Source organism: Methanocella paludicola SANAE, from assembly GCF_000011005.1.
Lineage (GTDB): Archaea > Halobacteriota > Methanocellia > Methanocellales > Methanocellaceae > Methanocella > Methanocella paludicola.
Map to the genome: position 1 here is coordinate 177,709 of NC_013665.1, position 26,493 is coordinate 204,201.

25 protein-coding genes and 1 tRNA gene are annotated in these 26,493 nt (G+C 58.8%); 11 read left to right on the forward strand and 15 right to left on the reverse strand.

The window, feature by feature from the left end; translation table 11 throughout:
- Positions 1 to 2 precede the first annotated feature (2 nt).
- Positions 3 to 2,174, forward strand: a complete 2,172-nt coding sequence (accC, locus tag MCP_RS00960; protein WP_012898936.1) for an acetyl-CoA carboxylase biotin carboxylase subunit — start codon at positions 3 to 5, stop codon at positions 2,172 to 2,174.
- Positions 2,175 to 2,178: 4 nt separating this feature from the next.
- On the opposite strand, the gene MCP_RS00965 is transcribed toward accC, so the two are convergent.
- The 3 genes from MCP_RS00965 to MCP_RS00970 all read right to left on the reverse strand — a co-directional run bounded on the left by MCP_RS00965 (position 2,179) and on the right by MCP_RS00970 (position 4,401).
- A complete protein-coding gene (locus tag MCP_RS00965) occupies positions 2,179 to 2,712 on the reverse strand; it encodes a DUF5788 family protein (protein WP_012898937.1) in 534 nt (177 codons plus the stop codon).
- Between the two features lie 64 nt (positions 2,713 to 2,776).
- Positions 2,777 to 2,914, reverse strand: a complete 138-nt coding sequence (locus tag MCP_RS15805; protein ID WP_173332308.1) for a hypothetical protein — start codon at positions 2,912 to 2,914, stop codon at positions 2,777 to 2,779.
- Between the two features lie 5 nt (positions 2,915 to 2,919).
- Complete coding sequence (locus tag MCP_RS00970; RefSeq protein ID WP_012898938.1) at positions 2,920 to 4,401, reverse strand: PrsW family intramembrane metalloprotease; 1,482 nt, start codon at positions 4,399 to 4,401, stop codon at positions 2,920 to 2,922.
- A 101-nt stretch (positions 4,402 to 4,502) separates the two neighbouring features.
- On the opposite strand from MCP_RS00970, the gene MCP_RS00975 reads away from it, so the two are divergent.
- Positions 4,503 to 4,940, forward strand: coding sequence for a peptidylprolyl isomerase (locus MCP_RS00975; RefSeq protein ID WP_012898939.1), 438 nt, complete (start codon positions 4,503 to 4,505; stop codon positions 4,938 to 4,940).
- Positions 4,941 to 5,010: 70 nt separating this feature from the next.
- Positions 5,011 to 5,358: a hypothetical protein gene (locus MCP_RS00980; RefSeq protein ID WP_012898940.1), complete on the forward strand. Its 348-nt coding sequence runs from the start codon at positions 5,011 to 5,013 to the stop codon at positions 5,356 to 5,358.
- Between the two features lie 4 nt (positions 5,359 to 5,362).
- Here MCP_RS00980 and MCP_RS00985 read toward each other — a convergent pair whose 3' ends face one another.
- Positions 5,363 to 6,430: an NAD(P)-dependent glycerol-1-phosphate dehydrogenase gene (locus MCP_RS00985; protein ID WP_269446008.1), complete on the reverse strand. Its 1,068-nt coding sequence runs from the start codon at positions 6,428 to 6,430 to the stop codon at positions 5,363 to 5,365.
- A 27-nt stretch (positions 6,431 to 6,457) separates the two neighbouring features.
- On the opposite strand from MCP_RS00985, the gene MCP_RS00990 reads away from it, so the two are divergent.
- The 5 genes from MCP_RS00990 to hypD all read left to right on the forward strand — a co-directional run bounded on the left by MCP_RS00990 (position 6,458) and on the right by hypD (position 10,668).
- On the forward strand, positions 6,458 to 7,300 hold the full coding sequence (locus tag MCP_RS00990) for a DUF63 family protein (RefSeq protein WP_231845127.1): 843 nt from the start codon (positions 6,458 to 6,460) through the stop codon (positions 7,298 to 7,300).
- Complete coding sequence (locus MCP_RS00995) at positions 7,293 to 7,901, forward strand: stage II sporulation protein M (protein WP_012898943.1); 609 nt, start codon at positions 7,293 to 7,295, stop codon at positions 7,899 to 7,901. The genes MCP_RS00990 and MCP_RS00995 overlap by 8 nt, the downstream gene beginning before the upstream one ends.
- 74 nt (positions 7,902 to 7,975) lie before the next feature.
- The gene (locus MCP_RS01000) at positions 7,976 to 8,593 is read left to right on the forward strand and encodes a stage II sporulation protein M (protein ID WP_012898944.1); all 618 of its coding nucleotides are present in this window, start codon (positions 7,976 to 7,978) and stop codon (positions 8,591 to 8,593) included.
- Between the two features lie 115 nt (positions 8,594 to 8,708).
- The gene (gene nadA, locus MCP_RS01005; protein WP_012898945.1) at positions 8,709 to 9,611 is read left to right on the forward strand and encodes a quinolinate synthase NadA; all 903 of its coding nucleotides are present in this window, start codon (positions 8,709 to 8,711) and stop codon (positions 9,609 to 9,611) included.
- Between the two features lies 1 nt (position 9,612).
- A complete protein-coding gene (gene hypD, locus MCP_RS01010; protein WP_012898946.1) occupies positions 9,613 to 10,668 on the forward strand; it encodes a hydrogenase formation protein HypD in 1,056 nt (351 codons plus the stop codon).
- A gap of 21 nt (positions 10,669 to 10,689) precedes the next feature.
- Here the strand turns inward: hypD and MCP_RS01015 are convergent, their stop codons facing one another.
- The 8 genes from MCP_RS01015 to carA all read right to left on the reverse strand — a co-directional run bounded on the left by MCP_RS01015 (position 10,690) and on the right by carA (position 19,970).
- Positions 10,690 to 11,706: a hypothetical protein gene (locus MCP_RS01015; RefSeq protein WP_012898947.1), complete on the reverse strand. Its 1,017-nt coding sequence runs from the start codon at positions 11,704 to 11,706 to the stop codon at positions 10,690 to 10,692.
- A gap of 96 nt (positions 11,707 to 11,802) precedes the next feature.
- Positions 11,803 to 11,874: transfer RNA gene (locus MCP_RS01020), tRNA-Ala, on the reverse strand.
- A gap of 704 nt (positions 11,875 to 12,578) precedes the next feature.
- Entirely contained in the window at positions 12,579 to 12,845 is a 267-nt protein-coding gene (locus MCP_RS01025) for an elongation factor 1-beta (protein ID WP_012898948.1), read from the reverse strand.
- Positions 12,846 to 12,847: 2 nt separating this feature from the next.
- Positions 12,848 to 13,015 carry an HVO_2753 family zinc finger protein gene (locus MCP_RS01030; RefSeq protein WP_012898949.1) on the reverse strand — a complete coding sequence of 56 codons (168 nt, stop codon included), beginning with the start codon at positions 13,013 to 13,015 and terminating at the stop codon, positions 12,848 to 12,850.
- A 43-nt stretch (positions 13,016 to 13,058) separates the two neighbouring features.
- Positions 13,059 to 14,240 (reverse strand): argininosuccinate synthase, encoded by a 1,182-nt coding sequence (locus MCP_RS01035; RefSeq protein WP_012898950.1) that lies wholly within the window; start codon positions 14,238 to 14,240, stop codon positions 13,059 to 13,061.
- Positions 14,241 to 15,338: 1,098 nt separating this feature from the next.
- Positions 15,339 to 15,536, reverse strand: coding sequence for a hypothetical protein (locus MCP_RS01040; RefSeq protein WP_128859879.1), 198 nt, complete (start codon positions 15,534 to 15,536; stop codon positions 15,339 to 15,341).
- A gap of 112 nt (positions 15,537 to 15,648) precedes the next feature.
- Entirely contained in the window at positions 15,649 to 18,903 is a 3,255-nt protein-coding gene (carB, locus tag MCP_RS01045; RefSeq protein WP_012898952.1) for a carbamoyl-phosphate synthase large subunit, read from the reverse strand.
- A complete protein-coding gene (gene carA / locus MCP_RS01050) occupies positions 18,903 to 19,970 on the reverse strand; it encodes a glutamine-hydrolyzing carbamoyl-phosphate synthase small subunit (RefSeq protein ID WP_012898953.1) in 1,068 nt (355 codons plus the stop codon). Before carA ends, carB begins: the two co-directional genes overlap by 1 nt.
- Positions 19,971 to 20,215: 245 nt before the next feature.
- Between carA and MCP_RS01055 the strand changes: the two genes are divergently transcribed.
- From MCP_RS01055 to MCP_RS01065, 3 genes are all read left to right on the forward strand, one after another.
- A complete protein-coding gene (locus tag MCP_RS01055) occupies positions 20,216 to 21,139 on the forward strand; it encodes a class II fructose-bisphosphate aldolase (protein WP_012898954.1) in 924 nt (307 codons plus the stop codon).
- A 2-nt stretch (positions 21,140 to 21,141) separates the two neighbouring features.
- On the forward strand, positions 21,142 to 22,179 hold the full coding sequence (locus tag MCP_RS01060) for a 6-phosphofructokinase (RefSeq protein ID WP_012898955.1): 1,038 nt from the start codon (positions 21,142 to 21,144) through the stop codon (positions 22,177 to 22,179).
- 420 nt (positions 22,180 to 22,599) lie between these two features.
- Positions 22,600 to 23,730: a virginiamycin B lyase family protein gene (locus MCP_RS01065; RefSeq protein WP_012898956.1), complete on the forward strand. Its 1,131-nt coding sequence runs from the start codon at positions 22,600 to 22,602 to the stop codon at positions 23,728 to 23,730.
- Here the strand turns inward: MCP_RS01065 and MCP_RS01070 are convergent.
- The 3 genes from MCP_RS01070 to MCP_RS15910 form a co-directional block, all read right to left on the reverse strand.
- Positions 23,727 to 24,596, reverse strand: coding sequence for a class I SAM-dependent methyltransferase (locus MCP_RS01070; RefSeq protein WP_012898957.1), 870 nt, complete (start codon positions 24,594 to 24,596; stop codon positions 23,727 to 23,729). The two genes, MCP_RS01065 and MCP_RS01070, sit on opposite strands and share 4 nt — an antisense overlap.
- Positions 24,583 to 25,659 carry a 60S ribosomal export protein NMD3 gene (locus MCP_RS01075; protein ID WP_012898958.1) on the reverse strand — a complete coding sequence of 359 codons (1,077 nt, stop codon included), beginning with the start codon at positions 25,657 to 25,659 and terminating at the stop codon, positions 24,583 to 24,585. The genes MCP_RS01070 and MCP_RS01075 overlap by 14 nt, the downstream gene beginning before the upstream one ends.
- Positions 25,660 to 25,740: 81 nt before the next feature.
- Positions 25,741 to 26,319, reverse strand: coding sequence for a hypothetical protein (locus tag MCP_RS15910; protein WP_012898959.1), 579 nt, complete (start codon positions 26,317 to 26,319; stop codon positions 25,741 to 25,743).
- Positions 26,320 to 26,493 lie beyond the last annotated feature (174 nt).

Sequence of the window (26,493 nt, forward strand, 5' to 3'; positions counted from 1 at the left end):
AAATGTTCAACAAGGTACTGATCGCTAACCGGGGCGAGATCGCGCTCCGCATCGAAAGGGCGTGCAAGGAGCTGGGCATATCCACCGTGGCTGTCTACTCGGAGGCCGACGCGAAGTCCCTGCACGTCAAATACGCCGACGAGGCCTACAGCATCGGCCCCCCGCCGGTAAAGAGCAGCTACCTCAACGTTGACGCCTTATTAGAGGTGGCCGCCGACTCCGGGTGCGATGCCGTGCACCCCGGCTATGGCTTTTTATCCGAGAACGCCCCGTTCGCCGAGTCCGTGCGGAAGGCGGGCGCCACGTTCATCGGCCCCCCGCCGTCGGTCATTAAGAAACTGGGCGACAAGACCGTGGCCCGGAGCACCATGAAGAAGGCGGGCCTGCCGCTCATCCCCGGCTCCACGGGCACCCTGAGGAGCGCCGACGAGGCCATCGAGCTGGCCAACCGGTTCGGCTACCCGTGCATCATCAAGGCCGCGGGCGGAGGCGGAGGCCGCGGCATGCGCCTGGTATTCTCGGACGCCGAGGTGCCCGACGCCCTGGAGAGCGCCAAGCGCGAAGCGGAGGCGTTCTTCAGCAACGGGGACGTCTACATCGAGAAATACCTCGAGGACCCCCGGCACATCGAGTTCCAGATCCTGGCCGACAAGAGCGGCAACGTCATCCACCTGGGCGAGAGGGACTGCTCCATCCAGCGCCGCCACCAGAAATTACTCGAAGAGGCGCCGTCGCCGAGGATGACCCCCGTGCTCAGGGAGACCATGGGCAACGCCGCCGTCCAGGGCGCCAAGGCCGTCAAGTACGAGAACGCCGGGACCTTCGAGTTCCTGCTGGACAAGTACGGCAACTTCTATTTCATGGAGGTCAACACCCGCATCCAGGTCGAGCACCCGGTGACGGAGCTCGTCACGGGCATGGACCTGGTCAAGGAGCAGCTGCGCATCGCCGCGGGCGAAGAGCTACCTTACAGGCAGAGCGACATTAAGATCAACGGCCACGCCATCGAGTGCCGCATCAACGCGGAGGACCCCCAGGAGAACTTCTTCCCGTCCCCGGGCAAGATCACCCAGTACATGGCCCCCGGCGGACCCGGCGTGCGCATCGACGGGTGCTCCTATCCAGGATACGAGATCCCTCCATACTATGACAGCATGGTAGCCAAGCTCATCGTGTGGGACTCTAACCGGGCGGGCGCGATCAACCGCATGCGTCGGGCGCTGGACGAGTACGTCGTCGAGGGCGTCAAGACCACCATCCCGTTCCACAAGATGATACTGTTCAACGCCTACTTCCGCAAGGGCGACTACAGCACGAGCTTCATCACAAAGAACATCCTGAACGAGGACAAGCTCATCCCGAAGGAGATCAAGAAGGGCCTGAAGACGAAGGTGCTGGGCCAGAAGATCCACTACTTCGAGGAAGTCGCTTCCACCAACCGCATCGCCAAGGAGATGGCCGCGGCGGGCGCCGCGGAGGGCACGATGGTGCTCGCCGAGACGCAGAGCGGCGGCGTCAAGGGGCGCATCGGCCGGGAGTGGATATCCCCGTTCGGGGGCGTCTGCTTCTCGCTGGTGCTCCGCCCGAAGTGCCAGCCCCGGCACGCCACCAAGATAACGCTGGCAGCGGCCTCGGCGGTATGCAAGACGATCCGGGACCTCTACGGCCTGGACGCCAAGATCAACTGGCCGAACGACATCCTCATCGGCGGACGAAAGGTCTGCGGCATCCTCACGGACATGGCCATGGACGTGAACAGCATCAAGTACATCGTCCTGGGATTCGGCGTCAACGTGAACGTCGAGCGGCTCTCGTTCCCCCAGAAGATCCAGAAGACCGCCACCTCGATCAAGGAAGAGCTCGGCAAGACCGTGTCCCGCAAGGACTTTATTGATGCGTTGCTGGTCGAGTTCGAGCGCCAGTACCAGAACTTCAACGACGGCCAGTACGGCGTAATATTGGACGAGTACAAGAGCCTCGCCTACCCGCTGGGCGGCCACATCATCGTCAAGGACCAGGACAAGCTCTACGAGGGCCAGTCCGTGGACATCAGCGAGGACGGCGCCCTGGTCATGAAGACCAAAGAGGGCACGGTCATGACGTTCGTCACCGGCGACGTGCACGCCCACCCCGACGAAGTGCTCAAGAAGGACGAGGTCAGGCACGAGGCCTGATCTTTTACGTGATCTGTTTTAAAAAGCCCAGCCAGTACTTCGCCTCTTCGAGCCGCCGCTGGCTGGTCCTCGTCTTCAGGGCGCAGGTGTCCTTTCGCCCGACGAGCGACTTCAGGCTCAGTATCGCGCGGAGCAGCCCCGAGGCCTCCCTGAAGATCACGTCCGCCTCGGCGACGGTAAGCTGGCTGTTGTGGAGGACTTCCTCGTCGAAGTTCTCGTGCTTCTGGAGCTTGTTAATGAGCTTACGGACGTACTCCTTCTCCTCATCGGTGAGGCAGTCCTTGGCCAGCAGGTCCCACACCATATCGTGCAGGGGCACGACCCTTCCGCCGAGCTCGAACTCGAACGGGGTTAGCACTCCCACCCATACGAGCATCTTGTGCAGCCTCAGCTCGAGGCGCCGTCGCTCTTCGGGCGTGATGGGGCGCGAGGCATCCCTGCCATAATGGCGTATCGCCGCCTTCAGGTCCCTCATGACCCCCTTCGGCGTGGTGCCGTCGATGACGCTGCGGGACTCCTGGGTTAATGCGGCGGGCATAATAGTGCGTACTCACTCCGGCTATAAAAAAATGGCTAATAAAAGTAAAATAGGTGAAAAAGATCTACTTGATCTTTTTCTCGAGCTTCTTGAGCTTCTTCTTCGCGGCGGCGCTGCCCGATGCGGCCTGCTTCGCCAGTTCCTCTGCCTTCGCCTTCTTCACCTTGTTCAGCTTTTCCATCTGTTTCTTGCTCGTCGGCATTACATTCACCTGTTAACAGCCTTATTATTGTTCTTCATTTTTAACTGTAGATATGCCCCAAGTATTATGTATATTACGGTTATCACGATGGTCAGCAAGGGGTCGAATACCGGCAGGGGGACGCCGAAGGCCGTCTGCATGATGGAGTCGAAGACCGCCGTGAGGTTGAACACGCCGTGCAGGAGGATGGCGACCGGCAGGCCCAGGAAGAACCCCGCGATGGCGAAGCCCGCGGACTTCATGCGGCCCTTGAAGAAGCCGATGGCCGCGCCCGTGGCCGCCGTGAAGCAGCCGTGGGCCAGCGAGCACAGGAACGAGCGGTATAAAATGTTATACGTCCACTCGGTCAGGCCCCCGACGGCCACGGGGCTGGCGTTCGTGGCGAAGTAGAGCCAGTTCTCGATGAACGCGAAGCCCATGCCGATGGCGAAGCCGAACACGATGCCGTCGAACACGTTGTCGAAGTCGTGGTGGCCCGATAATATTAATAGTCCGGTGCCCTTCGCCGTCTCCTCCACCACGGGCGCCACGAGGACGGCGAGGATGATCTGGGCCGCCCCGGCGCTTAAGATGAGGCCCGCCACGAGCGAGAACGTGGTATTGATGAAGAACGCGAAGAAGGTGGCCATCACGCCCCACATGAACATGCCCACGGTGAAGCGGAACGGCTCTCTCTCATAATAGTCGGCCAGCCATCCTATTATCAGGAATATGACGGGCATGAACACGGCCGCCACCCCTCCGATGAGGAACACCAGCCAGCCGATGTCGGGGCGGGTCTCGTTCAGGGTGAACCAGAGTATCAAGGCGACCAGCAGCGCCCCGAGCGCGATCTCGATGACCCAGAAGAACGGGTTGATGATGATGTTCGCGATACGCTCGGCCCAGGGCCGCATCTTCGTGATGGGGAAGAATAGCGTACGTAACGTGTACTCGCCGTCATTTCCGTAGTTCGTGTGGAGCGCCTTCGAGACGACCCCGGCAAGGACGATGATCAGGATCAGCATCAGCACGGCCGCCGAAGCCGCCCCGAAGATCGAGAGCGTGGATTTCAGGGAGTCCTCGTACACCGTCCAGTTCTCGTTAATGGAAAAGACCGAACCCACGTAGCCGGCGTACGTCCTGCCCACCACGCCGAACCGGTCGACCTCCTCGCTCTTTCCGCTGTAGGTGAAGTTAACGGGGTAGTCGAACGTCTTCTGCGCCCCGGCCGCGACGCTCCCCAGCTTCTCCAGCACGTTCCACTGCTGGTTCTGATAAACGGCCAGGTATACGTCCATGGGCGAGTTAGTGGGGTTGCTCACGACGATGGATAGCGTCTGGCTCGAGGGGGACCTGTCGAACGAGAAGTTCGACTGCGCGACCGAGATGCTCAGGTCTTTCTCCTGGAATGCCGACGCCGGCACGTCCGTGGAAGACTGGGCCAGGGCCGGCGAAATGAAAAGGAATAAAAGAATAACGATAAGAGCAGACGACTTTGCCTTCATGACTCGACCAAACCAGATACATCTTTTGAGCTTAAAATTCTTATGCAGTCCGCCCACTGTAAATTTAAATAGTATGAGCCTCACCTTTTCTCGTTGATATCATGAAGAAAGCGATCATCGAAACGGACAAGGGCAACATCGAGATCGTCCTGTTCGACAAGGACGCCCCGAACACTGTGAAGAACTTCGAGAAGCTCGCGAACTCCGGCTTTTACAACGGGCTGAAGTTCCACCGTGTCATCCCCGGATTCGTCATCCAGGGCGGCGACCCGAAGGGCGACGGCACCGGCGGCCCGGGCTATACCATCAAGTGCGAGTGCTATCAGCCGAACGCCCACAAGCACACGAAGGGCGCCCTGTCCATGGCCCATGCGGGCAAGGACACCGGCGGCAGCCAGTTCTTCATCACCCACGCCCCCCAGCCTCACCTCGACGGCAAGCACACCGTCTTCGGCCAGGTCGAGAAGGGCATGGACATCGTCCTCAAGATAAAGCAGGGCGATAAGATGAAGAGCGTGAAGGTTATCGAAGCCCCGTAAATGCCCACTTTTTTAACCTTTTTATACTAACATAAAAAAGCTTATTTTATTGTAATCGAATGTCCCGTGTATGAAGATCGAGCGCGAAGCGTACGAGACCGCCACGGCCGCCGGCATGGAATCCGAGGTGCCGCTGCTGCTCGTCGGAGACAAGGGGATCATTACCGACATCCTGGTCGTCCCGTGCATGGACTCGGCCGACTACTCGATGACCCGGCTCCGCTACATCACTCCCATGGGCATGCACGTGTACGGCAAGGTCATCACGAAGAACGATACCAAACTCGGTCCCGGGCTGAACCTCATCCAGGAAGACGGGCGGTGGAAGTTCATCGACCTCGATAAGAACGAGGTGGAGGTCGAGACCGTCGAAGGGCCTCCAAGAAAAGAGGAGAATATCGAGGAGTCGCTTCCCTGAAAACCTATTCTATGACTTTCGTCGTCCTGGCGATGTTCACGGCCGCCTCATGGGGCAGGTCCTTGTCGCCTAAGATGGTGTAGCGCTCCGGCCTGATGGTGTGGGCCTTTATCAGCGCCTCCACGATGTACTTATCCTCGATGCCGAGATCTTTTGCAGTAGTTGGGGCGCCGATTGTCTTTAGCGCGTCCCGGATGCGCTGCCAGTCGCCGCCGTGGAGGTACATCATCATGATGGTGCCCACGCCGCACTGCTCGCCGTGCAGCGCCGGCTTCGGGGCGATCTGGTCGAGCATATGGGCGAACTTGTGCTCGCTGCCGCTCGCGGGGGCCGATGACCCGGCAATGCTCATGGCGACGCTCGAGGATATCAATGCCTTCACGACGAGCCGGACGGACTCCTCCAGGCCGGGCTTGATATCGTGGGCGTAATCCAGGACCATGCGTGCGGTCATCTCGGAAAGGGCCACTGAGTATTCGGAAATGTAGACGTTCCGGAGCCGGGCGGCCAGGCGCCAGTCCAGCACCGCCGTATAGTTCGAGATAATGTCGCCGCAGCCCGCGGCGAGGAGCCTGTAGGGGGACTTCATGATGATCCCCGTGTCGGCGATGACGCACAGGGGCGCCTCCGCCTGGTTCGAGACGGACTTGCCGCCCTGGATGATGGAGGCCCTGGACGAGGCGATGCCGTCGTGGGAGGCCGCGGTGGGTACGCTGATGAAGTACATGTCGAGCTGGGATGACGCCAGCTTGGCGATATCGATGGCCTTGCCGCCGCCGACGCCCAGCAAAAATTCCGCGTTCGTGTCCCTGGCGGCCCTTTTCGCCTTCTCCACGTTCTCCATGGTGGCGCTCTCGACGATTAAAAAATCAGCGTCGTAGCCATTCTTACTGAGGCTCTCGGCGACAGCGTCGCCGGCAATGCCCTTGGTATTACGGCCCGTGACGATGAGCGCCCGGCCCTTAAGGCGCATCGACCTGCAGATGGGGCCCACGCTCTCGAGGGCGCCCGGCCCGGCGATCACGTTGCGGGGGAGCTGCATCCACTTTTCGCTGTGCTTAGATACATTTATGTCAAGTTCGCCCGTATAGACACCCCAATGGATTCTGTGGACATAGGCTCGTTCATAGCCAAGTATTACATTGACCCGATCATATACAATGAAGGCTACAACGTCGTAAATACGCTTACCTACGCTATTATCCTTGCTATAAGCCTCTTTGCCATATTAAAGTTAATGGCGCTCCTGAGGCTCAAGATCGACGAGCGGCTTATCATGGCGGTCGCGCCCTTCATCATCCTCGGCGCGTCCTTGCGGAATCTGGAGGACGTTCACCTGCTCTCGCCCCCACTGAGCTATATGTTCATCACCCCTCTCGTGTACGTGCTGGCGTTCCTCATCACGCTGGCCGTGCTGCTCATCTGCGTCTACCTCGAGAGGGCCGGCAGGGTCGGTGACTATTCGAAGCCCCTGTTCTGGACGGGCGTCGCCGGCGTCATCGTTGTCTGGGGCACCCTGCTCCTGACGCAGCCCATACGTGTCTGGTGGGCGCCCATCGTGGTCTTCGCGCTGGCCTTCACCTTTACCGGGGTCGTCTACCTCATCGCCCGTTACCTGAAGCTGGGCTTCCTCACCATGCCCCTGAACGTCGCGATCCTGGGGGCCCACATGTTCGACGCCTCCTCAACGTTCACGGCCATCGACATCGTGACGGGCTTCGCGGAGAAGCACGTCGTCCCCGTGTTCTTCATAGACATCTTCGGCTCGGCCTTCGTCATGTACGCCCTGAAGCTGGCCGTGTTCATACCGGTCATCTACCTCATCGAGAAGTACTTCATCGAGGATAAGGACCTCTATTACGTGCTCAAGTTCGTGCTCCTCGTGCTCGGCTTCGGCCCCGGCATCCGCAACACCCTGGAGCTGGTGTTCATCCATGGTTAACATTCCCGGGCCCTCCCGGTTCGTCAGGTACCTGGGCGAGCTACGCGCGTTCATCGCCATCATAGTGGCCCTGTTCTGCCTGTCGGCCGCCCTTGGGTACGTCATCCCCGGCATGTACCCGGAGCTCGTGGACGCGCTCCTCTCGGGCCTGCAGGATAAGGCGGACCAGCTTACGGGGCAGCAGCCGCTGCTCATGATGCTCGGCATCTTCTGGAACAACGCCCTCGCCTCGCTGCTCGCCCTCATCTTCGGCCTTGTCGCCGGCCTGTTCCCCCTGTTCTTCGTGATGGCCAACGGGCTGGCCATAGGCATCGTGCTCGAGATGGTCGTGGCGAAGATGGGTGCCGTCGGCGGGATACTGTTGTTCCTGGCGGGCATACTCCCCCACGGCGTCCTCGAGCTTCCCGCGGTGCTCATCTCCGCCGCCATCGGCCTGAAGCTGGGCTACCTGGCGCTGCTCTCCCTGATAAAGAGGCAGGACGTGGTCACCGGGGAGCTCATGGCCGGGCTCATGGTCTTCGTGTTCTGGATCGTGCCCATGCTGTTCGTCGCCGCCTTCATCGAGACGTTCATCACGAGCGCGCTCCTCGGCTCCGTTTAGCCCCCGCATTTAAAAAGAAGATAATATATAATAGTGTAAACTATAAATTATCTTACGCCTTACGGCGAGGAGCGATGCCACTGAACCTGAGGATACCGGGCCCGAAAGCCTTTTTAAGATACGTCTGGGACTTGAGGCTTTACATACTGGCCGCCATTGCGGTATTCACCGTATTCTATATCCTGGGCTACGCGGCCGCGGTGAGCATACCCGAGGTGAGAGATACCATCATGTCCAGCGTCTCGGAGGAGGTGTCGCCGCTCAAGGAACTTTCGCCGTTAAGCCTCATGCTCGGCATATTCGTCAATAACGCCGTAAAATGCCTGCTGGTCATCGTGCTCGGCATGGCCTTCGGGATCGTGCCCGCGTTCTTCATGATGGCCAACGGCCTCATCCTGGGGATCGTCATCGGAGTGACCATGTCCCGGACGAGCCTCCTGTACGTCCTGGCGGGCACGCTGCCCCACGGGGTCATCGAGCTGCCCATGGTGTTCATCTCGGCCGCCATCGGCCTGAAGCTGGGAGTGCTGGCGCTGAAGGCGCTTTTCGGCAAGAAGGAGGGCCTCCTCGATAAAGTTAAGGAAGCCCTTTTAATTTACTTCATCTGGATCTTTCCATTATTGTTTTTAGCGGCCTTCCTCGAGACATTCGTGACCAGCACTGTCCTGTACCTGCTCTTCGGGTCCGGGTAACGGAGAACAATGCCTTTTTTGCCGGGCCGCGGGCCCTACAGACAAGTATAATTATTAGGAGATGCATGGTAATCCAGAGTCTAAAAAGCCTCAACGTCATTGTAAAGGTAACAATATGACACAGATCGTCGACGAGATCAAGAAGCTTAAGGAAGCGCGCAGGGCCGTCATCTTAGCCCACAACTACCAGCGCGGCGAAGTCCAGGACATCGCCGACTACGTGGGCGATTCGTTCGGGCTGAGCCAGAAGGCCGTCGAGGCCGACGCCGAAGTGATCGTCTTTTGCGGCGTGGACTTCATGGCAGAGTCCGCGGCCATCCTGAACCCGGGAAGGGCCGTGCTGAACCCGGCCCCGGAGGCCGGCTGCCCCATGGCCCGGATGATCACCGCGGCCGACGTGAGGAAGCTCAAGGAGCAGCACCCCGGCGCCGAGGTGGTCTGCTACGTCAATTCGAGCGCCGAGGTAAAGGCCGAGAGCGACGTGTGCTGCACGTCCTCCAACGCGATCAAGGTGGTCAACTCCTTGAAAGGCGCCGAGGCCGTCTTCGTGCCCGACATGAACCTCGCAGCTTACGCTCAAAAGTTCACCAGTAAAAAAATAATCCCCTGGCACGGCTACTGCCCGACCCACCACCTCATCACGGCGGGCGACGTGCTCGTGGCCAAAATGGAGCACCCCGGCGCACAGGTGCTCGTCCACCCGGAGTGCCGGCCCGAGGTCGTCGACCTCGCCGACGGGGTCTTCTCCACCGACGGCATGATCAAGTACGCCCGAGAGGCTACCGCCGACCTCATCATCGGCACCGAGTCGGGCCTCATCCACCGCCTGAAAAAGGAGAACCCGCGCATACGGTATTACCCGCTGTCCACGTACGCGGTATGCCCCAACATGAAGATGACGTCCCTCGTATCCGTGAGGGACAGCCTGAGGGACATGAAGACGCAGATACGGGTACCGGAAAATATTCGTATACGTGCAAAAAAAGCACTGGATAGAATGCTGGAAGTGGGCAGGTAACATGCAAGAGGAACAGATCGCGAAGGGGCTCGCCAAGAAGATAGAGAAGCTGGCGGCGGGCCGTGAGATTAAGATCATGCACGTGTGCGGGACGCACGAGTACACGATAACGAAGAGCGGCATCCGGTCGCTCCTCCCGAAGAACGTGAAGGTGGTCATGGGCCCGGGCTGCCCGGTGTGCGTCACCCCCCAGGCCGAGATCGACGCCATTGTGGAACTGGCGGAGCAGGGCAAGGTCATCTGCACCTACGGCGACCTCCTTAGAGTGCCCGGCTCAAGGACGTCGCTGTACGACTCGGTGGGCGAGATCCACATCGTCCAGAGCATCAGCCAGGCCGTCGACTTCGCCCGGGAGCACCCGGACAAGGAGGTCGTGTTCATGGCAGTGGGCTTCGAGACCACCGCCCCCACGACGGCTGCCGTCATGCTCGCCAATCCCCCGGATAACTTTTCCATCCTCGTCTCTCACCGCCTGGTGCCGCCGGCCATGAAGTGGCTCATGCAGCAGGGCGAGGCCAACCTTTCCGGCTTTTTATTGCCGGGCCACGTCTGCGCCATCAGCGGCATCGAGGAGTACGAGCAATTCCCCGTACCGCAGGTCATCGCGGGCTTCGAGCCCCTGCAGGTCATGTATGGCCTGTACAAGCTGGTCAGGCAGATCGTAGAAAACCGGGCCGAGGTGGAGAACGCCTACATGAGCGTGGTGAAGCGGGAGGGCAACGTCAAGGCGAAGCACATGATGGCCGAAGTCTTCGACGTCTGCGACATCATGTGGCGAGGCTTCCCGGTCATTCCCGACAGCGGCTTAAGGCTGAAACCCCAGTTCGAGAAGTACGACGCCCTTAAAAAGTACGGCATCACGCTCAAGCCGGGCATGGAAACAAAGGGCTGCCTGTGCAACCAATTATTAAGAGGGATCAAGGAGCCCACCGACTGTAAGCTCTTTGGCAGGGCGTGCACGCCCCTGAAGCCCGTCGGCGCCTGCATGGTGTCCACCGAGGGCGCCTGCCGCATCTGGTACACGTACGGGCGGGGCGCGAAGCTGGTAAAAGACTGAGCCCTTACCAGCTATTTTCTTTTATAGTGCGGCCTGATACTTTATAAATCCCCACCTGTAGTACATGTCTTCCAGGCAGAGGGCCATCGTTCCTTTAGCTTCGATGACGATGTAGTCGCCGTAGACCTGCGTGTTATAGCTCTCGAAGCCGGACTTCTCCATCATTCCCTGCAACAGCGCCAGGTTCCCCCGCTCGCTGTCCAGCAGCGTCGTGTTGTTGACGTGCATGATGACCACGTACGAGTACAGGCGGTCCTGCGACTGGTTCGACGGGTCCACGGGGCCGATGGCGGCATAGTACCTGTCCGAATAGCTCAGGTTGCTCGACAGGCCGACCATCTCAAGCGTCATCCCCTCAATGGGTATCTGCTTGTACTTGAGCTCGGTGAACAGGTCCGAGTAATCCCCGTAGGCGCTCAGGCTCGTGTTCCCGGAAGACATCACGTAGGCCGTGGGCGCCATGTTCTCGAGCATCCCGCTGACGACCGGGTACGTGGACGGCGTGTAATAGTAATTGTCGTTGACCTTCTTGGCCGCGATGTTGTAGTAGCTCAGCAGCTCGTGGTAATAATCGGACCCCGTCGAGTCCGGCCAGCTCTTGTTGTAGGCCGTCCCGAAGTCGGTCAGGGACACGAACTGGCCGTTGTAATCGCTGAAATATCCTGAGGGATATATGGCGAAGAGGTCTATCTTCGGATCAGCCTTGAAGATAGAGCTGGGCGGCAGCGACCCCTTGAGCCAGGAGTAGCTGTTCGTGGCATTGCTAAGCAGTGTATCGTTCCTGAGGTCGATATAGCGTGCGTAGCCCGCATCCGCCGGGATGAGGCGGAGCGCGTCCGATACGCTGCCGAACGCGTTCTTCGTACTCGAGCCCTTACCTCCGTCGGTCTTGCTGCCCCAGTTGCTTCCCCAAACGTAGGCGACCGCGGTCCCGAGCATGATGAACACTAAAAACAGCGGTATTATCGTCTTTGCCCAGTTCCTGGGCTCTTTCTTGCTCTTTTTTGAAGCGCCCTTCGTTCCCTTGTCTTTTGCCATATTAACCAACGCCTCTAGCCTATAGCCTTAAGATGGCCCTGGTATTTAAACTGTGCGCAAAGCGGCGGTATTTAAAAAAGTTTAAGAAGTTAGAAGTGGACCCTGCGGGAATTGAACCCGCGGCATCTACGTTGCGAACGTAGCACTCTACCCCTGAGTTAAGAGCCCGTGATGCAAAACTCAAATGTCATTTGTAGTATATAAACTATTCGCGCAATAAAGAAAAGTGATAAAAGGGCTATATCATTGTCTTTCTCTTCGCGGGTCGACGCCTTGCCTGTTGGCAAGGCTACTCGGCGTTCCGGGTGCTTCGATGTCGGGGCCGGGCTTGCACCCTACTCGCCCGGCCGCTGATGCGGCGGGCTCGTACGCAAGCCCTAAGCAGCGTTTTATCCTTCGGAAAAAACGCTCATTACCCCGCCATCTTCGCATCGGCCTGATGGCCGACTGATGCCCGGAACGCCTCGACGACCGCGGACTCACGTTATAATAGGTTTGCATCGCTACATCTATGGTTCGTTGATTTATTCGTTTGCCATCAGGCAATCATGCTCCGGGGGTCGGCGAGGGGGCGGAGCGAAGCGAAGTCCCCCTTCAGCCTCAGTAAAAGAAACAAGGGTGCCTAACCATCGTTATACTTGTAGGCCTAACCATCGTTATACTTGTAGGCCTAACCATCGTTATACTTGTAGGCCTAACCATCGTTATACTTGTAGGCCTAACCATCGTTATACTTGTAGGCCTAACCATCGTTATACTTGTAGGCCTAACCATCGTTTTGCTGGCATGAAACGTGAAAGAAATTAGTATTATACAAAAAAGGAAGAATGGTAATGTAACCATCCTTATCTAATATAATGATTTAATCGAATTTATACGAGGTCGACGTTCTCGACGGTGACGCTCTCCACGCCCGGGACCTTCGCGAAGGCCGCCTCGACCGGCTCGGTGCCGCCCTCGGAATCGCTGACCACGAAAGCTACCAAAATAGCCTTCAGGCCGAACGCGATGGGCTTCACCTGCATGCCCTTGAACTCGGCGCTCTTCGGGAGAGCATTCTTCAGCTCATCCATGAGCTTATTCACGTCACGGTCCGCGCTATCCGGCATGACCTTGATGACGGCCATTACCTTTCCCATGCTCACGGCCCCTTAAAGCCGCAGGACGGGCAAACGTAGGCGTTCGACTGCTTTCTGCACTTGCCGCAGCGGCCCAGCTCGGCGCCGCAGCTCGGGCACTTGAACCTGACGGCGCCTGCGCCCTCGAGGCGAACGCCGCATGAGATGCAATGCTCAATTCTTTCTGCCATGAAACATTTCTCCTATTAAATGAAGCTGACCACCGTATATTAGCTACTGGTTAATTAATTTTTTGTAAAGCCTCGCCTGGAATCCGTGGAACTTCGCGAATCCCTCGGCGTCCTTCTGGTCCATCGTCTTGCCGTCGAAGGAGACCAGCTCTTCGCTGTATAGCGCCGTCGGGGATTCCCGGCCCACGACCATGCAGCAACCCTTGAACAGCTTCACCTTCACGGTGCCGTTGATCCTTTCCTGGGTTTTGTCGATGAACGCGTTCAGGTCCGCATACAGGGGCTCGTCCACGAGGCCCATGTAGCCCAGCTCGGCCCATGCCTCGTCCACCCCGGCCTTGAACTTCAGCTCCGCCCTGGACAGGCAGAGCTTCTCGAGGTCCTTGTGCGCGGTAAGAAGCACCGTAGCCGCCGGGTGCTCATAGTTCTCGCGGGCCTTCAGGCCGAGCACGCGGTCCTCCATCATGTCGGTCCGGCCAACGCCGTGCTTGCCTGCCAGCTTATGGAGCGCCATGATGAGGTCCACTCCCTTCATTTTTTTGCCGTTCAGGGAGACGGGCACGCCCGCCTCGAACCCTATCGAGGCGATCTCCGGCTTATCCGGGGCCTTCAGCGGGTCCCGGGTCCACTGGTAGATCTCCTCGGGCGGGACGAACGCCGGATCCTCGAGCTTGCCTCCCTCGATGCTCCGGGACCAGATGTTCTCGTCCACGCTCCAGGGCTTCGCCTTCGTGACGGGCACCGGTATCTTATGTTTTTTCGCGTACTCGATCTCCCAGCTCCTGGACAGGTTCATGTCCCTCATCGGGGCGATGACGGGCAGGTCCGTCGTCCTGAACACGGCCTCGAACCTGAGCTGGTCGTTGCCCCTGCCGGTGCAGCCGTGGGCCAGGGCGTCGGCCTTCTCCTTGAGGGCGACGTCCACGCACTTCTTAGCGATCAATGGCCTCGCCAGGGACGTCCCGATGACGTAGCCTTCATACATCGCATTGGCCTTGATGGCCGGAAAGATGTAGTCCCTGACGAACTCGTCCTTCGCGTCCATGGTGTAGTGCTTGTCGGCGATGAGCTTCGCCTTCTTCGACGCGGTCTCGATCTCCCCTGCGGGCTGTCCCACGTCCACCGTGACGGTGATGACCTTATCGAACCCATAGTTCTCCTTAAGTATGGGGATGCATACGGAGGTGTCCAGGCCTCCGGAATAGGCAAGAACGACTTTCTTCATATGGCTGCTAAACGTCTTTAAGGAATGATAAAGTTTTTTATGCCCCTATTGCCGGCGCCCGCTGTAAAATCAGTTTCTAACAAGAATTGAACCACGGTATAAAATACTTGCGACTGGCTTGCCTTTAATGTCACTGCTTGAAAAAATTTATATAACTTTATTACGAATTATTACCATAAACCTGGACAAAATTCTGCTCAGATAGAAACCTATATATACTAAAAAGTACATTTGGGGGTCACACCCATGCGCAACGTGGGATATCCTCCCCTTTGAACAACTCCATAGACCAAACCCAAAGGGAAACAAGACACAAATCCTCAAAAAATATACCGCAAACCCCAAAACGTGCTAAGGGCGAGGCCATTATGGCCCGCACCTGGTCACGTACGGTATTGGCTCCAATATTGTGGGCGGGGAAATCAAGCTCTTACGGCATTTAAGCGCTTGCACAGTAAATCGCCATAAGTATCGCCGATTTACCGTAACCCTCCTCCCATATTCGCAAGCAAGGCCCCCCATTCACAACACCGATCCAAGCCCGCCACATTATACCTCACCAAAATACGGGCTTAACGAAAAACGCTGAATGACAGACCCACCCGCAATGGAAAAGCCAATGCCCGACTGTTTTACATTCACGTTATGCATAAGCCCCTCGAAGCTCCATAAGCATGCACGAAGACGATTTCAGCCACGAAGCGACTCAAAGAGTGCCTGAAGTGACTCTAAGATTTTTTTAAATGAATGCCGTCTATTGGCTCTATTGTTGTGCCTTTTTGGTATCGGTTTTAACACAGAGCGCACAGGGATTTTGTTATAATTTTAAATCCCCCAAAGTCCTGTTCATCGATAAAAAGTGCTCAGTGCCCTCTGTGTTGAAAAAACCGTGGGGCTGTATGTCTCTCACAAACAATGCATAAAAATGATGGGCGAACACCAAATAAAAAATCATTTATAGAGTCTTAGAGCCCCTTCAAGCCAGCTTCGAGTAACTTCGTGGCTGAATAACGTCTTCGAGCAGCTTCACTCTCTTTGAGTGCCTTGACAGGTGACGATAAAGCAAGTAAAATTTAAGGTAGAAAAAAGGATTGCCGTCTAGTGCTTGTAGGCCGGCACGTCGAGGCGGGAGAACAGCACGATAGAGTAGACGAGCACGCCGATACAGACGAGCCCCAGGAGCGTGCCGGTGACATAGTCCAGCTTATTAATGTACTCTGTCAGTGCGTACACCGAGCCCACGAACAATATGGTGGCGAACGGTATTCTCATTAACTCGTAAGTCTTCGTGTCCATGATGAACAAAATCCTGTATAGCAGCGAATCCGGGATTATATTATCGCAGGTTGTACATATCCTTTCTGATTTATTGGGTAAAAAAGCGGAAAAAAGAATTTTCCGGCGCTTTTTACGCGGCCGGCTCTCTGGTCTTAAAGGCATCCACGGCGGGCACCGGGGCCGCAGCGTGGCCAAGGTACTCGTTCAGCGACAGAATGCTCATCTTTCTCTTCCCCATGGCGTTGATGGCGTCCGCGGACGCCCGGACCGCCTGGATGGTGGTCAGGTAGGGGACGTCGTAGTCGATGGCGGCCCTCCGGATGCGGCTGCCGTCCTTCCTCGCCATCTTAGAGGTGGGAGTGTTGATGATCAGGTCCACCTTGCCCCGGCGCATCAGGTCGATGACGTTGGGGCTGCCCTCGTGCACCTTGCTGATGAGCGTGACGGGTATTCCCTGCGCTTCGAGGTACTTCTTGGTGCCGGTGGTGCCTATCAGCTTTAAGCCGTTCGCGTGCAGGACTTTCGCAAGCCTGGCCATCTCCTTCTTGTCCTCGTCCCTCACGGAGATGAAGACCGTGCCCTCCAGCGGGAGGGAGTTGAAGGCAGACTGCTCCGCCTTGAAGAACGCCTTGCCGAAGTCCGTGTCGATGCCCATGACCTCGCCGGTGGAGCGCATCTCGGGGCCCAGGAGCGGGTCCGCGCCGGGGAGCTTGTCGAAGGGCAGCACGACCTCTTTTACGGAGACGTACTTCGGCTTCGGCTCCTCGGTGTAGCCCATCTCCTTCAGCGAGTATCCTATGATCGCCTTGGCGGCGATCTTTGCCAGCGGAAGCCCGGTCGCCTTGCTCACGAACGGTATCGTCCTCGACGAGCGCGGGTTGGCCTCGAGCACGTAGACCTTGCCATCCTTGTAGGCCATCTGGATGTTGACGCAGCCGATGACGTTGAGTGCCAGGGCGATCTTCCGGGTGATATCGCGCACCTGGTCCTGCACTTCTTTAGAGAGTGATTGGGGAGGTATGACGCAGGCCGAATCTCCCGAGTGGATGCCCGCCTCCTCGATGTGCTCCATGATGGCGCCGATGAGGACGTCTTTGCCGTCACTGATGGCGTCGACGTCGATCTCCGTGGCGTCCTCCAGGAAGTCGTCGATGAGCACCGGGTGTTTGCGGGAGACTTTGACCGCCTCGGTCATGTACCGCTCCAGGTCGGCCTCGTCGTAGACGATCTCCATGGCCCTGCCGCCCAGCACGTACGACGGCCTGACGAGTATGGGGTAGCCGATGCGGGCCGCCTCGACCTTGGCCTCGTCAGTAGAGTAGGCGATGCCGTGCTCCGGCTGGAGGATGCCCATCTCCTTCATCATCCGGCCCCATAGATCCCGGTCCTCGGCGATGTTCATGTCGTCCGGGCTGGTGCCGATGATGACGGTGTTAAGGTCTTTGCGCCTGTTGAGCTCCATCTGGAGGGGTATGGCCATGTTGACGGATGTCTGGCCGCCGAACTGGACCATGACGCCGTAGGGGCGCTCCTTCTCGATGATGTTCATGACGTGCTCCAGGGTGATGGGCTCGAAGAAGAGCTTGTCCGACACGTCGAAGTCCGTGGATACGGTCTCGGGGTTGTTGTTGATGATGTGGGCCTCGATGCCCGACTCCCGGAGGGCTTTTACGGCGTGGACCGTGCAGTAGTCGAACTCGATGCCCTGGCCTATCCTGATGGGGCCGGCGCCGATGATGAGCACCTTCTTCCTGTCGGAGGGCGTGAGCTCGCATTCCTGCTCGTAGGATGAGTAGTAATAAGGCGTTTTTGCGGCGAACTCGGCGGCGCAGGTGTCGACCATCTTGAACGTGGGGATGATGCCGTACTTGTGGCGCATGTCGCTGATGGCCTCTGGCGAGGTGCCCCTGAGCTCGGCGATCCACTCGTCGGTGAAGCCCATGCGCTTCGCCCTCCGCAACAGGCCGGGGTCGATGTCGGCCTTGAGCGCGTCCGCCATGTCCACGATGTTCTTGAGCTTCTTGATGAACCACGGGTCGATGTTCGTGAGCTTGGCGATCTGGTCGATGGTGAAGGCGCCGGTCTGCAGCGCCTTATAGATGACGAACATGCGCTCATGGGTAGGATTTTTAAGCAGGTCGACCATCTCGGCCCTGGACCAGTTCCCGTATCCCCAGAACTCGCTGATGTCCAGAGAGTTCAGGGCTTTTTGGTAGGCCTCCTCGTACGTGCGGCCGATGGCCATGACCTCGCCCGTGGACTTCATGGACGTGGTGATGTGCCTGTCAGCGTTCTTGAACTTATCGAAGGGCCACCGGGGGATCTTTACGACCACGTAGTCGATGGTGGGCTCGAAAGACGCCGGGGTCTCCATGGTGACCTTGTTCTGGATCTCGTCCAGCCTCAGGCCCAGGGCTATTTTTGCCGCCGTGCGGGCGATGGGGTAGCCCGTGGCCTTGCTGGCCAGCGCCGATGACCTCGATACACGGGGGTTGACCTCGACGATGCGGTAGTCGCCGTCGTTCCAGGCGAACTGGATGTTACAGCCGCCCTCGATGCCCAGCGCGCGGATGATCTTGATCGCCGCGGAGCGGAGCGTCTGGTGGTCCGCGTCAGAGAGCGTCTGGGATGGCGTGACCACGATGGACTCGCCCGTGTGGATGCCCATCGGGTCGATGTTCTCCATGTTACAGATGGTGATGCAGGTGTCGCTGGCATCCCTCATGACCTCGTACTCGAACTCCTTCCAGCCGAGCACGCTCTCCTCTACTAAAATCTGGTGAATGCGGGACTTGTTGAGGCCTATCTCGGCGATGTGCCTGACGTCCTGGACCGTGTGGGCCACGCCGCTGCCCGTGCCGCCCAGCGTGAACGCCGACCTTATGATGAGCGGTAAGCCTAGCCTGTCTATGACCGCGACCGCCTCGTCCACGGTGTGACAGGCGAAGGAGCGGGGCACCTTCTCGCCTATGGACTCCATGGCGTGCTTGAACCGGTCCCTGTCCTCCGTGTCGTAGATGGCCTTCAGGGGGGTGCCTAATATCTTGACGCCGTACTTCTCGAGCACGCCCATTTCGGCCAGCTCTGAGGTGATGTTGAGGCCGGTCTGGCCTCCCAGGCCTGCGAGGATGCCGTCCGGGCGCTCGCGCTCGATGATCTGGGCGACCACGTCCGGGGTGATGGGCTCGATGTACACGGCGTCGGCCATCTCCGGGTCCGTCATGATGGTCGCGGGGTTGGAGTTCACTAAAACGACCTCGATGCCTTCCTCGCGTAACGAGCGGCACGCCTGGCTGCCGGAGAAGTCGAACTCCGCGGCCTGGCCGATTAAGATGGGGCCGCTGCCGATGAGCAGTACTTTCCTGACGTCCGTGCGCTTCGGCATTACCATACACCTGCCTTCTTCACGACGGCGTCGAAGAACCAGTTCGTGTCCCGTGGCCCGGGGCTCGCTTCGGGATGGTACTGGACGCTCATGATGCGCATCTTATCATTTTTCATTCCCTCGACGGTGCCGTCGTTGGCGTTGGTCTGGGTCATCGTCAGGCCCGTGCCCTCGATGGTGTTCGGGTCGACCGCGTAGCCGTGGTTCTGGCTGGTGATGTAGACCTTCTTGTCGATGAGGTCGATGACCGGCTGGTTGGCGCCCCGGTGGCCGAATTTGAGCTTGTACGTGCTGGCGCCCATGGCCAGCCCGATGATCTGGTGCCCGAGGCAGATGCCGAACACGGGGAGCTGGCCCGCGGCCTGCCTGGCGACGGCGATGCCGTTCTTCGCGTCCTGCGGGTCGCCGGGGCCGTTGGAGAAGAGTATGGCGTCGGGCTTGTAGTCCTGTATCGCCTGGTAGGACGTGCTCGACGGCACGACCACGACGTCCGCGTTCCTGCGGGCGAGGCTGTTGATGATGTTCCTCTTGGCGCCGAAGTCCATGACGACGATGCGGGGCCCTGTGCCCTTGACCTCGTAGGGCTGCCTGCACGTGACCTTCTCGACGAGCGTCGGGTCGGGTTTGGAATTCTTCGCCAGCTCGACGGCCTTCTCCCCGTCGTCGCTTCCCACGATGAGCGCCGACCTCATCGTCCCGTAAGTCCGGGTCTTGATGGTGAGCATGCGCGTGTCGACCTCGGCGATGCCCGAGACCTTCTCGTCCGTCAGGAAGGCATCCAGGGACCTCCTGAACCGGGGGTGAGACGGGTGAACGCATTTCTCCCGGATAACGAGGGCTTCGGCCTTGATGCCGTCCGACTGAAAGTTGGCGTCGTTGACGCCGTAATTGCCTATCAAAGGATAAGTGAAAAGAAGTATCTGGCCCTTGTATGAGGGATCAGTGAGCGCCTCCTCGTAGCCCGTGTACGGAGTCGCAAAAACCAGTTCGCCGAGGGTCGTGCCTTCGCGGCCGAACCCTTCCCCGAGCACGCAGGTGCCGTCTTCCAACCCTAATACTGCCTTCATGATTCTCGATACCTGTGCTACATATCCGCATTTTAGTTATATATTTTGCGATACTTGCGGATATTAAAATCCGGCCGCCCATCAGCCGGTTTGTTTTTTTCCGCCGCGCATATCGGACGCGTTTTTTTACCCGGGCGGCATAAAAACATTGTGGCGAGCCAGGCACGAAAGTAGAGGCCTGCCCAAAAAACGATAAATAGCCGGCATTTCATAGACTAATATGCAGAGCAATGGAGAACAATCGTATGATATTTGCCACTCTTAAGGAGGTCCTGGAAGCTGCCAGGGCCGGTAAGTATGCCGTCGGTGCGTTCAACATCAACGACATGGAGATCGCCAAGGCCATCGGCGGGGCCGCAAAGGAAGAAAAGTCGCCCGTCATACTGGCGGTATCGCCGAGCGCCATCAAGTACGCCGGCATCGAGTACATTTATGAGATCGCCCGCGTGACGGCCGATAAGTCCGGCGTCCCCACGGTGCTGCACTTAGACCACGGCACGACGTTTAACGACTGCGTCCAGTGCATCCGGCACGGCTGGTCGTCCGTCATGTTCGACGGCTCGAAGCTGCCGCTGGAGGAGAACATCAAGCAGACCGCCGACATCGTGCGGATCGCGCATGCGGCGGGCGTGTCCGTAGAGGCCGAGCTCGGTAAATTAGCGGGCGTGGAGGGCCACGTCTCAGTGGCGGAGAAGGACGCCATCTTCACGAACCCGGACGAGGCGAAGATGTTCGTGGAAAGGACTGGGGTGGACGCCCTCGCAGTGGCCATCGGCACCTCGCACGGCGCGTATAAATTTAAAGGCGAGGCCACCCTGGACTTCCCGAGGCTGGAGAAGATCGAGAAGCTCGTGAACATACCCATCGTGCTGCACGGCGCATCGGGCGTGCCGAAGGACGTGCTGGACAAGGCCGCGAAGTATGGCGCCAAGCTGCCTGGAGCGGCGGGGGTCCCGAACGATGCCATCAAGCAGGCCATCAGCCTGGGCGTGGCCAAGATCAACATCGACACCGACATCCGGCTGGCGCTTACGGCGGCCATCCGCCAGGTGCTCGCCGAGCATCCCGAGGAGTTCGACCCGCGCAAGATCTTCGGCCCGGCAGAGGACGCCATGAAAGCCGTGGCGAAGGGCAAGATGCAGCTTTTCGGAAGCTCGGGGAAGGCGTAGGTATGGCGGACATAAAGAAGATCGGGATCTTAACGGGCGGGGGCGACTGCCCCGGCCTGAACGCCGTCATCCGGGCGGTCGTCTTCAAGGCGGGCGAGTACGGCTGGCAGGTGCTGGGCGTGAAGTACGGCTGGAAGGGCATGCTGAACGCCGATGCGATACCTCTCACGAGAAATGACGTAAAGGACATCCTGCCCCTCGGCGGCACGATCCTGAAGACGTCGAGGACCAACCCGTACAAGGTCGAGGGCGGCGAGGCGAAGGTGCTGGAGAACGCGAAGAAGATGGGCATCGACTGCCTTGTCGCAGTGGGAGGCGAGGATACCCTGGGCGTGGCCAATAAGCTCACGAAGGCGGGGCTTCGGTGCGTCGGCGTTCCCAAGACCATCGACAACGACCTGGGGGCGACCGACTACACGTTCGGGTACCAGACCGCGGTCCAGATCGCGAGCGATGCCATGGACCGGCTGCACACCACGGCGAAGAGCCACGACAGAGTGCTCGTCTGCGAGGTCATGGGCCGGCACGCCGGCTGGATGACCGTGGACGCGGGCATGTCGGCCAGCGCCCACTGGATATACACGCCTGAGGCGAAGGGCAGCGTCGAAGACTGCTGCAAGATGCTCAAGGAGCGATACGCGAGGGGGGACAAGTACGGCATCGTCGCCGTGGCCGAGGGCGCCGAGTTCAGCGACCTGGACGTCAAGGCGGCTTCCCAGACCACCGACTCGTTCGGGCACGTGAAGCTCGGGGGCGTGGCGGAGACCCTGGCGAAGGAGATCGAGAAGCGCACGGGCCTCGAGACCCGGCACGTGGTGCTGGGCCACACTCAGAGGGGCGGTTCGCCTCTGGCCTATGACCGTATCCTTGGAACGAGGCTCGGCAACAAGGCCGCCGAGATGATCAAGAACGGGCAGTTCGCCATGATGGCGAGCCTGCGGGGCGAGAACGTCGAGGCGGTGCCCATCGAGGAGGCCGTCAAGACGCTGAAGACCGTGCCGCCGCAGTATTACGATGTCGCTAAGACCTTTTTCGGGTGATGCTCTGGAGGGCATCCCCTTAATCTTTTTGCTCAATATTTTTCCCCGTTATGCCGTCTTTGAGTGTACTTAACCACAGAGGCCCGGAGCGCACAGGAGTTTCACAGAGTTCTTTTTAATAATTTGAGGCACGGAGGCCACGGAGCTCGGTTTATTGGCTTATCTGGGGCACAGAGATTATTGAGGCTCGGTTGACCAATAAACAATTACTGGTTTATACTCAGCAGTGACTCTAACAATTCTGTGCCCCAGGAAAGTATAAACCCGTTCTCCGTGCACTCTGAGCCTCCATCTTTTAAAAAAACTCTGTGTAACTCTGCGTTCTCCGTGTCCCTGTGGTTAAGGACACTCCAAGACGGCATAACTGGCAAACCATGCTCTAAATAACATTTATCTATAATTAGCCCGATTTTTTACTGAATGCTCCCGCAGAGACTGACGGCACTCGCCATTATATCCTTATTCATAATGATGCTCATACCCGTGGCCCTGGCCCAGAGCTCCCTCACGGTCGAGGAGTACAAGTACCCCAACGGCACGACGGTGGACGCGATGTGCGTGGACAGCCGGGGCAACGTGTGGCTCGCCCAGAGCTCGCCGGCTACGCTGTACAGGGTCGACCCTTCCGCGGGCACTTTCGATAAGTATGTGATACCCACGAGCTCCGACACCCTGTTCAGGGGCATGAGCGCCGAGGGGAGCTCGTACATATGGATGGCCGACGAGGGCGGGCAGCAGATCATCGGGTACGACGTGGGCAAGAACAAGTTCTACAACTTCACTTTCCCCCTGGACCTCAACCCGACGGACGTCATCGCGCAGGACAACTACCTGTGGGTGGCCTGCAACATGGAGCTCGGCCGGATCAACATGGACACGAACGAGATGAAGGACTACTACGTCGACAGGTACGACGCTTCGCTGGCGGACCTCGCCATGGACAGAATGGGCAACGTCTGGTTCGTGGAATACTCGTCGGGAAAGGTCGGCGGGTACTCCCGGATGGACGACCAGGTGCACATATTCCCGATACCCACTGCCGACTCGAAGCCCACGTGCCTCGGCATCGACTCCCAGGGCCGGCTCTGGTTCCTTGAGAGCGCGTCCAGCAAGCTCGGCATGTTCGACACGAACCTTAACACCTTCAAGGAGATTGACCTCCCGCAGCTCGACGGGGCGCAGGTATACGCAAAGCGCCTGGCCGTGGACTCGGACGATAACGTCTGGCTCACGGATACGGCCAACGGCCGCGTCATTAAATATTATACGGCGAAGGACGCGTTCGTGCCCATAAGCCTGAACGGCACGAAGAGCTATCCCACGCTCATCGAGGCCGACGGCAACACGATATGGGCCGTCGAGAGCGGCGCCTCGTCGCTGGCGAAGATCAGGGCCGACCCGCTGTACGGCCTGGACGCGACCCCCACGCCCACGGCGACTCCGTCGCCGACACCGAGCGCCACCCCGACCCCGAAGCCAACGCCCGGGTTCGAAGTCATTGCTGCGCTCTGCGCGGTATGCATTGTGGCGAGAAAATTTAACAAAAATTAGCTGATGCGGGCGTCCACGACGACGTGCCACACGCCCGGCGAGTACTTCTTTACTTTTATCTTCTCTAATATCTCGGCCTTCCGGCCCTGCTCCTTCGCCGCGTCCTTAATATTCTGTACGGGCCTGTCGAACACGAGCTTATCCGGCGTGGTCTCGTGGTAGTGCAGTATGCCCCCCCGCTTCAGCGCCCGGATGCCCCAGGGCAGGTACTCCTGCGTTGTCCCCACGTATCCCATGATGGCACGGTCAGCCCACCCTTCGGGCGCCTTCTCGCGGCAATCCCCCAAAACGGGCTCGACGATGTCCTCCACATGGTTCAGGCGCACGTTCTCGCAGAGATAGCCGTAAGACTCCGGGTTCAGCTCGATGGCCAGGATCTTCCCGGGCCTGGCGTGGACGGCCATCGGTAAACTAAAGTACCCGATGCCGGCGAACATGTCCACGACCCTCTCGCCCTTGCCAACGGTGCCCATCCGCCGCCGCTCGTAGAAATTACCCTGGGAGAACATGATCTTCGCCACGTCCAGCTTGTAGACCACGTAGTTCTCCTTGTGCAGGGTCTCCGTGCCGTCGCCTGAAATTCGCTCGAACACCGGCTGCCGGTACTCGCCGGCGATGCGGTGGGTCTCCATCACGGTCCTGCACCGGGGATAGAGCGTTAATAGCGCCTCTGCTATGAGCGCCTTCTTCGTCTGGAGTACCGGAGGAATATGGATAAGCAAAACCTCCCCGATGATCTGCCATCCCCGGGGAAGTACGGCTAGTTCTTCTGGCGTCAAACGGTCCTTTAAAAGAGTTGCGAGGGGGTCCGCAGGCACGGGGATGCCTCTCTGCTTATTGAACATCTTCGAGTTATTCTTCCCCACGGCCGCCCCCCGGCAGCAGGAACACGCCTTCCCTGGTCTTGATGACCTGGACGTCCTCGCCCGGCTTCTTGTTCAGGAACGCGGGCTTCCTGATGGTGAGCGGGACATAGCTCTCGGGATCCAGTATCTGGATCGAGTTACCGTCCTCGGACACCAGCACGGTGGACGTGCCCTCTCTTGCGCTGGCGGCCTTCGGGGGCTCCTCCTCCGCCTCGATGGACGTGGAGAAGCCGGTGGCCAGGTCCGTGCCGGAGATGCGCCGCCCGACCTTCTCGACCAGCACTAAGCTGTTATGCATGCGCACGATGTCGCCCGGAACGATGCCCGGCAGCCTCACGGCGAACGTGACACGATAAAGGCCTTTGCCCTCCTTCTCGCCCACCAGCTTCGGCGACTCGATGATGGTGCCCCCCATCTCGTTCACGATGGCCCGGGAGATCTGCCTGGCCGCGGTGGTCGAGCCCATATACAGGTCCGTGCCCTCGGGAAGCTCCATGACGTCCGAGACGAATGCAAGCCTGTCGCCCGCCTTCTCCGCCCTGACCATGTTATCGTCCGCGATCTTCATGCACCGGGCAAGCTCCTTCTTGGTGGGCAGCCGACCGCTGGCCCGTACCTGGATGATGGCCTCGTAATATCCGCCCGCGATGCGGGAGCATATATCGCAGGTCTCCTTCCGGATGCGCACCTCGACCTCCGCCTCCGTCTTCACGGGCCTTCCCTCGATGGTCCCATCCACGCTGACCCGGGCCTTTAATATGTTAGGATTAATGAAATCAGAGGTTACCAGTATCGCGGGGTCACGAACCTCCTTATTGACCTTGATGGCCAGCCGGATGTCCTTGCTGGCGGCCTTCTTCGCCAGCTCCTCATACGTCTTCAGCTTCGTCAAGACCCAGCGCTCTCCCGCCTTGTAAGCGGGGCACTTGGCGCAGATGACGGCCTCCATGACCTGGGGCACCTCGAAGACGACGTACTTATCGGCGAAGCACGCCTCGCATAGCCCCTCGTGCTGCGTCTCCTTGCCGCAGCGGGGACAGAATAAACTGGAAGTTGTGACCATGACAAACTAAAAGAGTCTATTTTAATACAAATATGTGATGGCTGTCGCTGCCGGCAACGCAGACGACCGCCATACCGACGCTTAGAAGAGCATCAGGAAGCTTTCACAGGTCTCGGGGCCCGCGCCCTTCAGGCAGTACTCGCCCTCGATAAATGACAGCTTGAGCTTATCCTTACCCTCAGACTTGAGTGACCGGTCGATGAACGCCCTTACCGAGTTATAGCCGGACGCGATGTCGACGAAGACCCGGGCATTGTCCCGTATGGCCGCCAGCAGGGGCTTCAGCGCCGCCGAGTCCGCCTTCGAGATGCCCTCGGCGATCTCGTCGATATCCTCGTCTCCGAGGAACGACACCATGTAAATATCGTAATCGAACAGCTGTTTCTTAATTTCTGGGAGCAGTGCTGCCGCCGCGGCCTCGCTTAGCAGGACCGCCTCGGAGAGCGACTCGAACAGCTCGTCGTTGTACACCATCTCGCCCACTTTCCGCGCCTCGACCGCTTTCGCAGGGGTGCTCGTTTTCTTTGCCGTTTTCGCCTTCACAACAGTTGTCTTTGGCTTCGCCTTAGGCTTTGAAGCCGTAGCCTTTTTTGCAGGCGCCTTCGGCTTCGCCGCCGCTTTCTTCGGGGCAGCCTTGGGCTTCTTGCTCGCCGTTACCATAGGACCATCTCCCTGGAATATTAATTATTGAATTTGGAGGTATTCCTATTTAACTCTTAGTCTCTCCACAGCCCATTTTTAATTAACTTCGGGTCTGCCCGTTATGCCGTCTGGGCGTGTCCTTAACCACAGAGGCGCAGAGCGCACGGAGTTACACAGAGATTTTTTTTTAAA

Bases quoted from the DNA above. Each gene is read 5' to 3' on its own strand.
- MCP_RS00990 (WP_231845127.1), top strand. From the start codon at position 6,458: ATGGATTCTGTGGACATAGGCTCGTTCATAGCCAAGTATTACATTGAC.
- MCP_RS01065 (WP_012898956.1), top strand. From the start codon at position 22,600: ATGCTCCCGCAGAGACTGACGGCACTCGCCATTATATCCTTATTCATA.
- MCP_RS01055 (WP_012898954.1), top strand. From the start codon at position 20,216: ATGATATTTGCCACTCTTAAGGAGGTCCTGGAAGCTGCCAGGGCCGGT.
- MCP_RS00980 (WP_012898940.1), top strand. From the start codon at position 5,011: ATGAAGATCGAGCGCGAAGCGTACGAGACCGCCACGGCCGCCGGCATG.
- MCP_RS01025 (WP_012898948.1), bottom strand. From the start codon at position 12,845: ATGGGAAAGGTAATGGCCGTCATCAAGGTCATGCCGGATAGCGCGGAC.
- hypD (WP_012898946.1), top strand. From the start codon at position 9,613: ATGCAAGAGGAACAGATCGCGAAGGGGCTCGCCAAGAAGATAGAGAAG.
- MCP_RS00975 (WP_012898939.1), top strand. From the start codon at position 4,503: ATGAAGAAAGCGATCATCGAAACGGACAAGGGCAACATCGAGATCGTC.
- MCP_RS01000 (WP_012898944.1), top strand. From the start codon at position 7,976: ATGCCACTGAACCTGAGGATACCGGGCCCGAAAGCCTTTTTAAGATAC.
- carB (WP_012898952.1), bottom strand. From the start codon at position 18,903: ATGCCGAAGCGCACGGACGTCAGGAAAGTACTGCTCATCGGCAGCGGC.
- MCP_RS00970 (WP_012898938.1), bottom strand. From the start codon at position 4,401: ATGAAGGCAAAGTCGTCTGCTCTTATCGTTATTCTTTTATTCCTTTTC.
- MCP_RS01035 (WP_012898950.1), bottom strand. From the start codon at position 14,240: ATGAAGAAAGTCGTTCTTGCCTATTCCGGAGGCCTGGACACCTCCGTA.
- MCP_RS15910 (WP_012898959.1), bottom strand. From the start codon at position 26,319: ATGGTAACGGCGAGCAAGAAGCCCAAGGCTGCCCCGAAGAAAGCGGCG.
- MCP_RS00965 (WP_012898937.1), bottom strand. From the start codon at position 2,712: ATGCCCGCCGCATTAACCCAGGAGTCCCGCAGCGTCATCGACGGCACC.
- MCP_RS01030 (WP_012898949.1), bottom strand. From the start codon at position 13,015: ATGGCAGAAAGAATTGAGCATTGCATCTCATGCGGCGTTCGCCTCGAG.
- MCP_RS15805 (WP_173332308.1), bottom strand. From the start codon at position 2,914: ATGCCGACGAGCAAGAAACAGATGGAAAAGCTGAACAAGGTGAAGAAG.
- carA (WP_012898953.1), bottom strand. From the start codon at position 19,970: ATGAAGGCAGTATTAGGGTTGGAAGACGGCACCTGCGTGCTCGGGGAA.
- MCP_RS01015 (WP_012898947.1), bottom strand. From the start codon at position 11,706: ATGGCAAAAGACAAGGGAACGAAGGGCGCTTCAAAAAAGAGCAAGAAA.
- nadA (WP_012898945.1), top strand. From the start codon at position 8,709: ATGACACAGATCGTCGACGAGATCAAGAAGCTTAAGGAAGCGCGCAGG.
- MCP_RS01040 (WP_128859879.1), bottom strand. From the start codon at position 15,536: ATGGACACGAAGACTTACGAGTTAATGAGAATACCGTTCGCCACCATA.
- accC (WP_012898936.1), top strand. From the start codon at position 3: ATGTTCAACAAGGTACTGATCGCTAACCGGGGCGAGATCGCGCTCCGC.
- MCP_RS01075 (WP_012898958.1), bottom strand. From the start codon at position 25,659: ATGGTCACAACTTCCAGTTTATTCTGTCCCCGCTGCGGCAAGGAGACG.
- MCP_RS00995 (WP_012898943.1), top strand. From the start codon at position 7,293: ATGGTTAACATTCCCGGGCCCTCCCGGTTCGTCAGGTACCTGGGCGAG.
- MCP_RS01060 (WP_012898955.1), top strand. From the start codon at position 21,142: ATGGCGGACATAAAGAAGATCGGGATCTTAACGGGCGGGGGCGACTGC.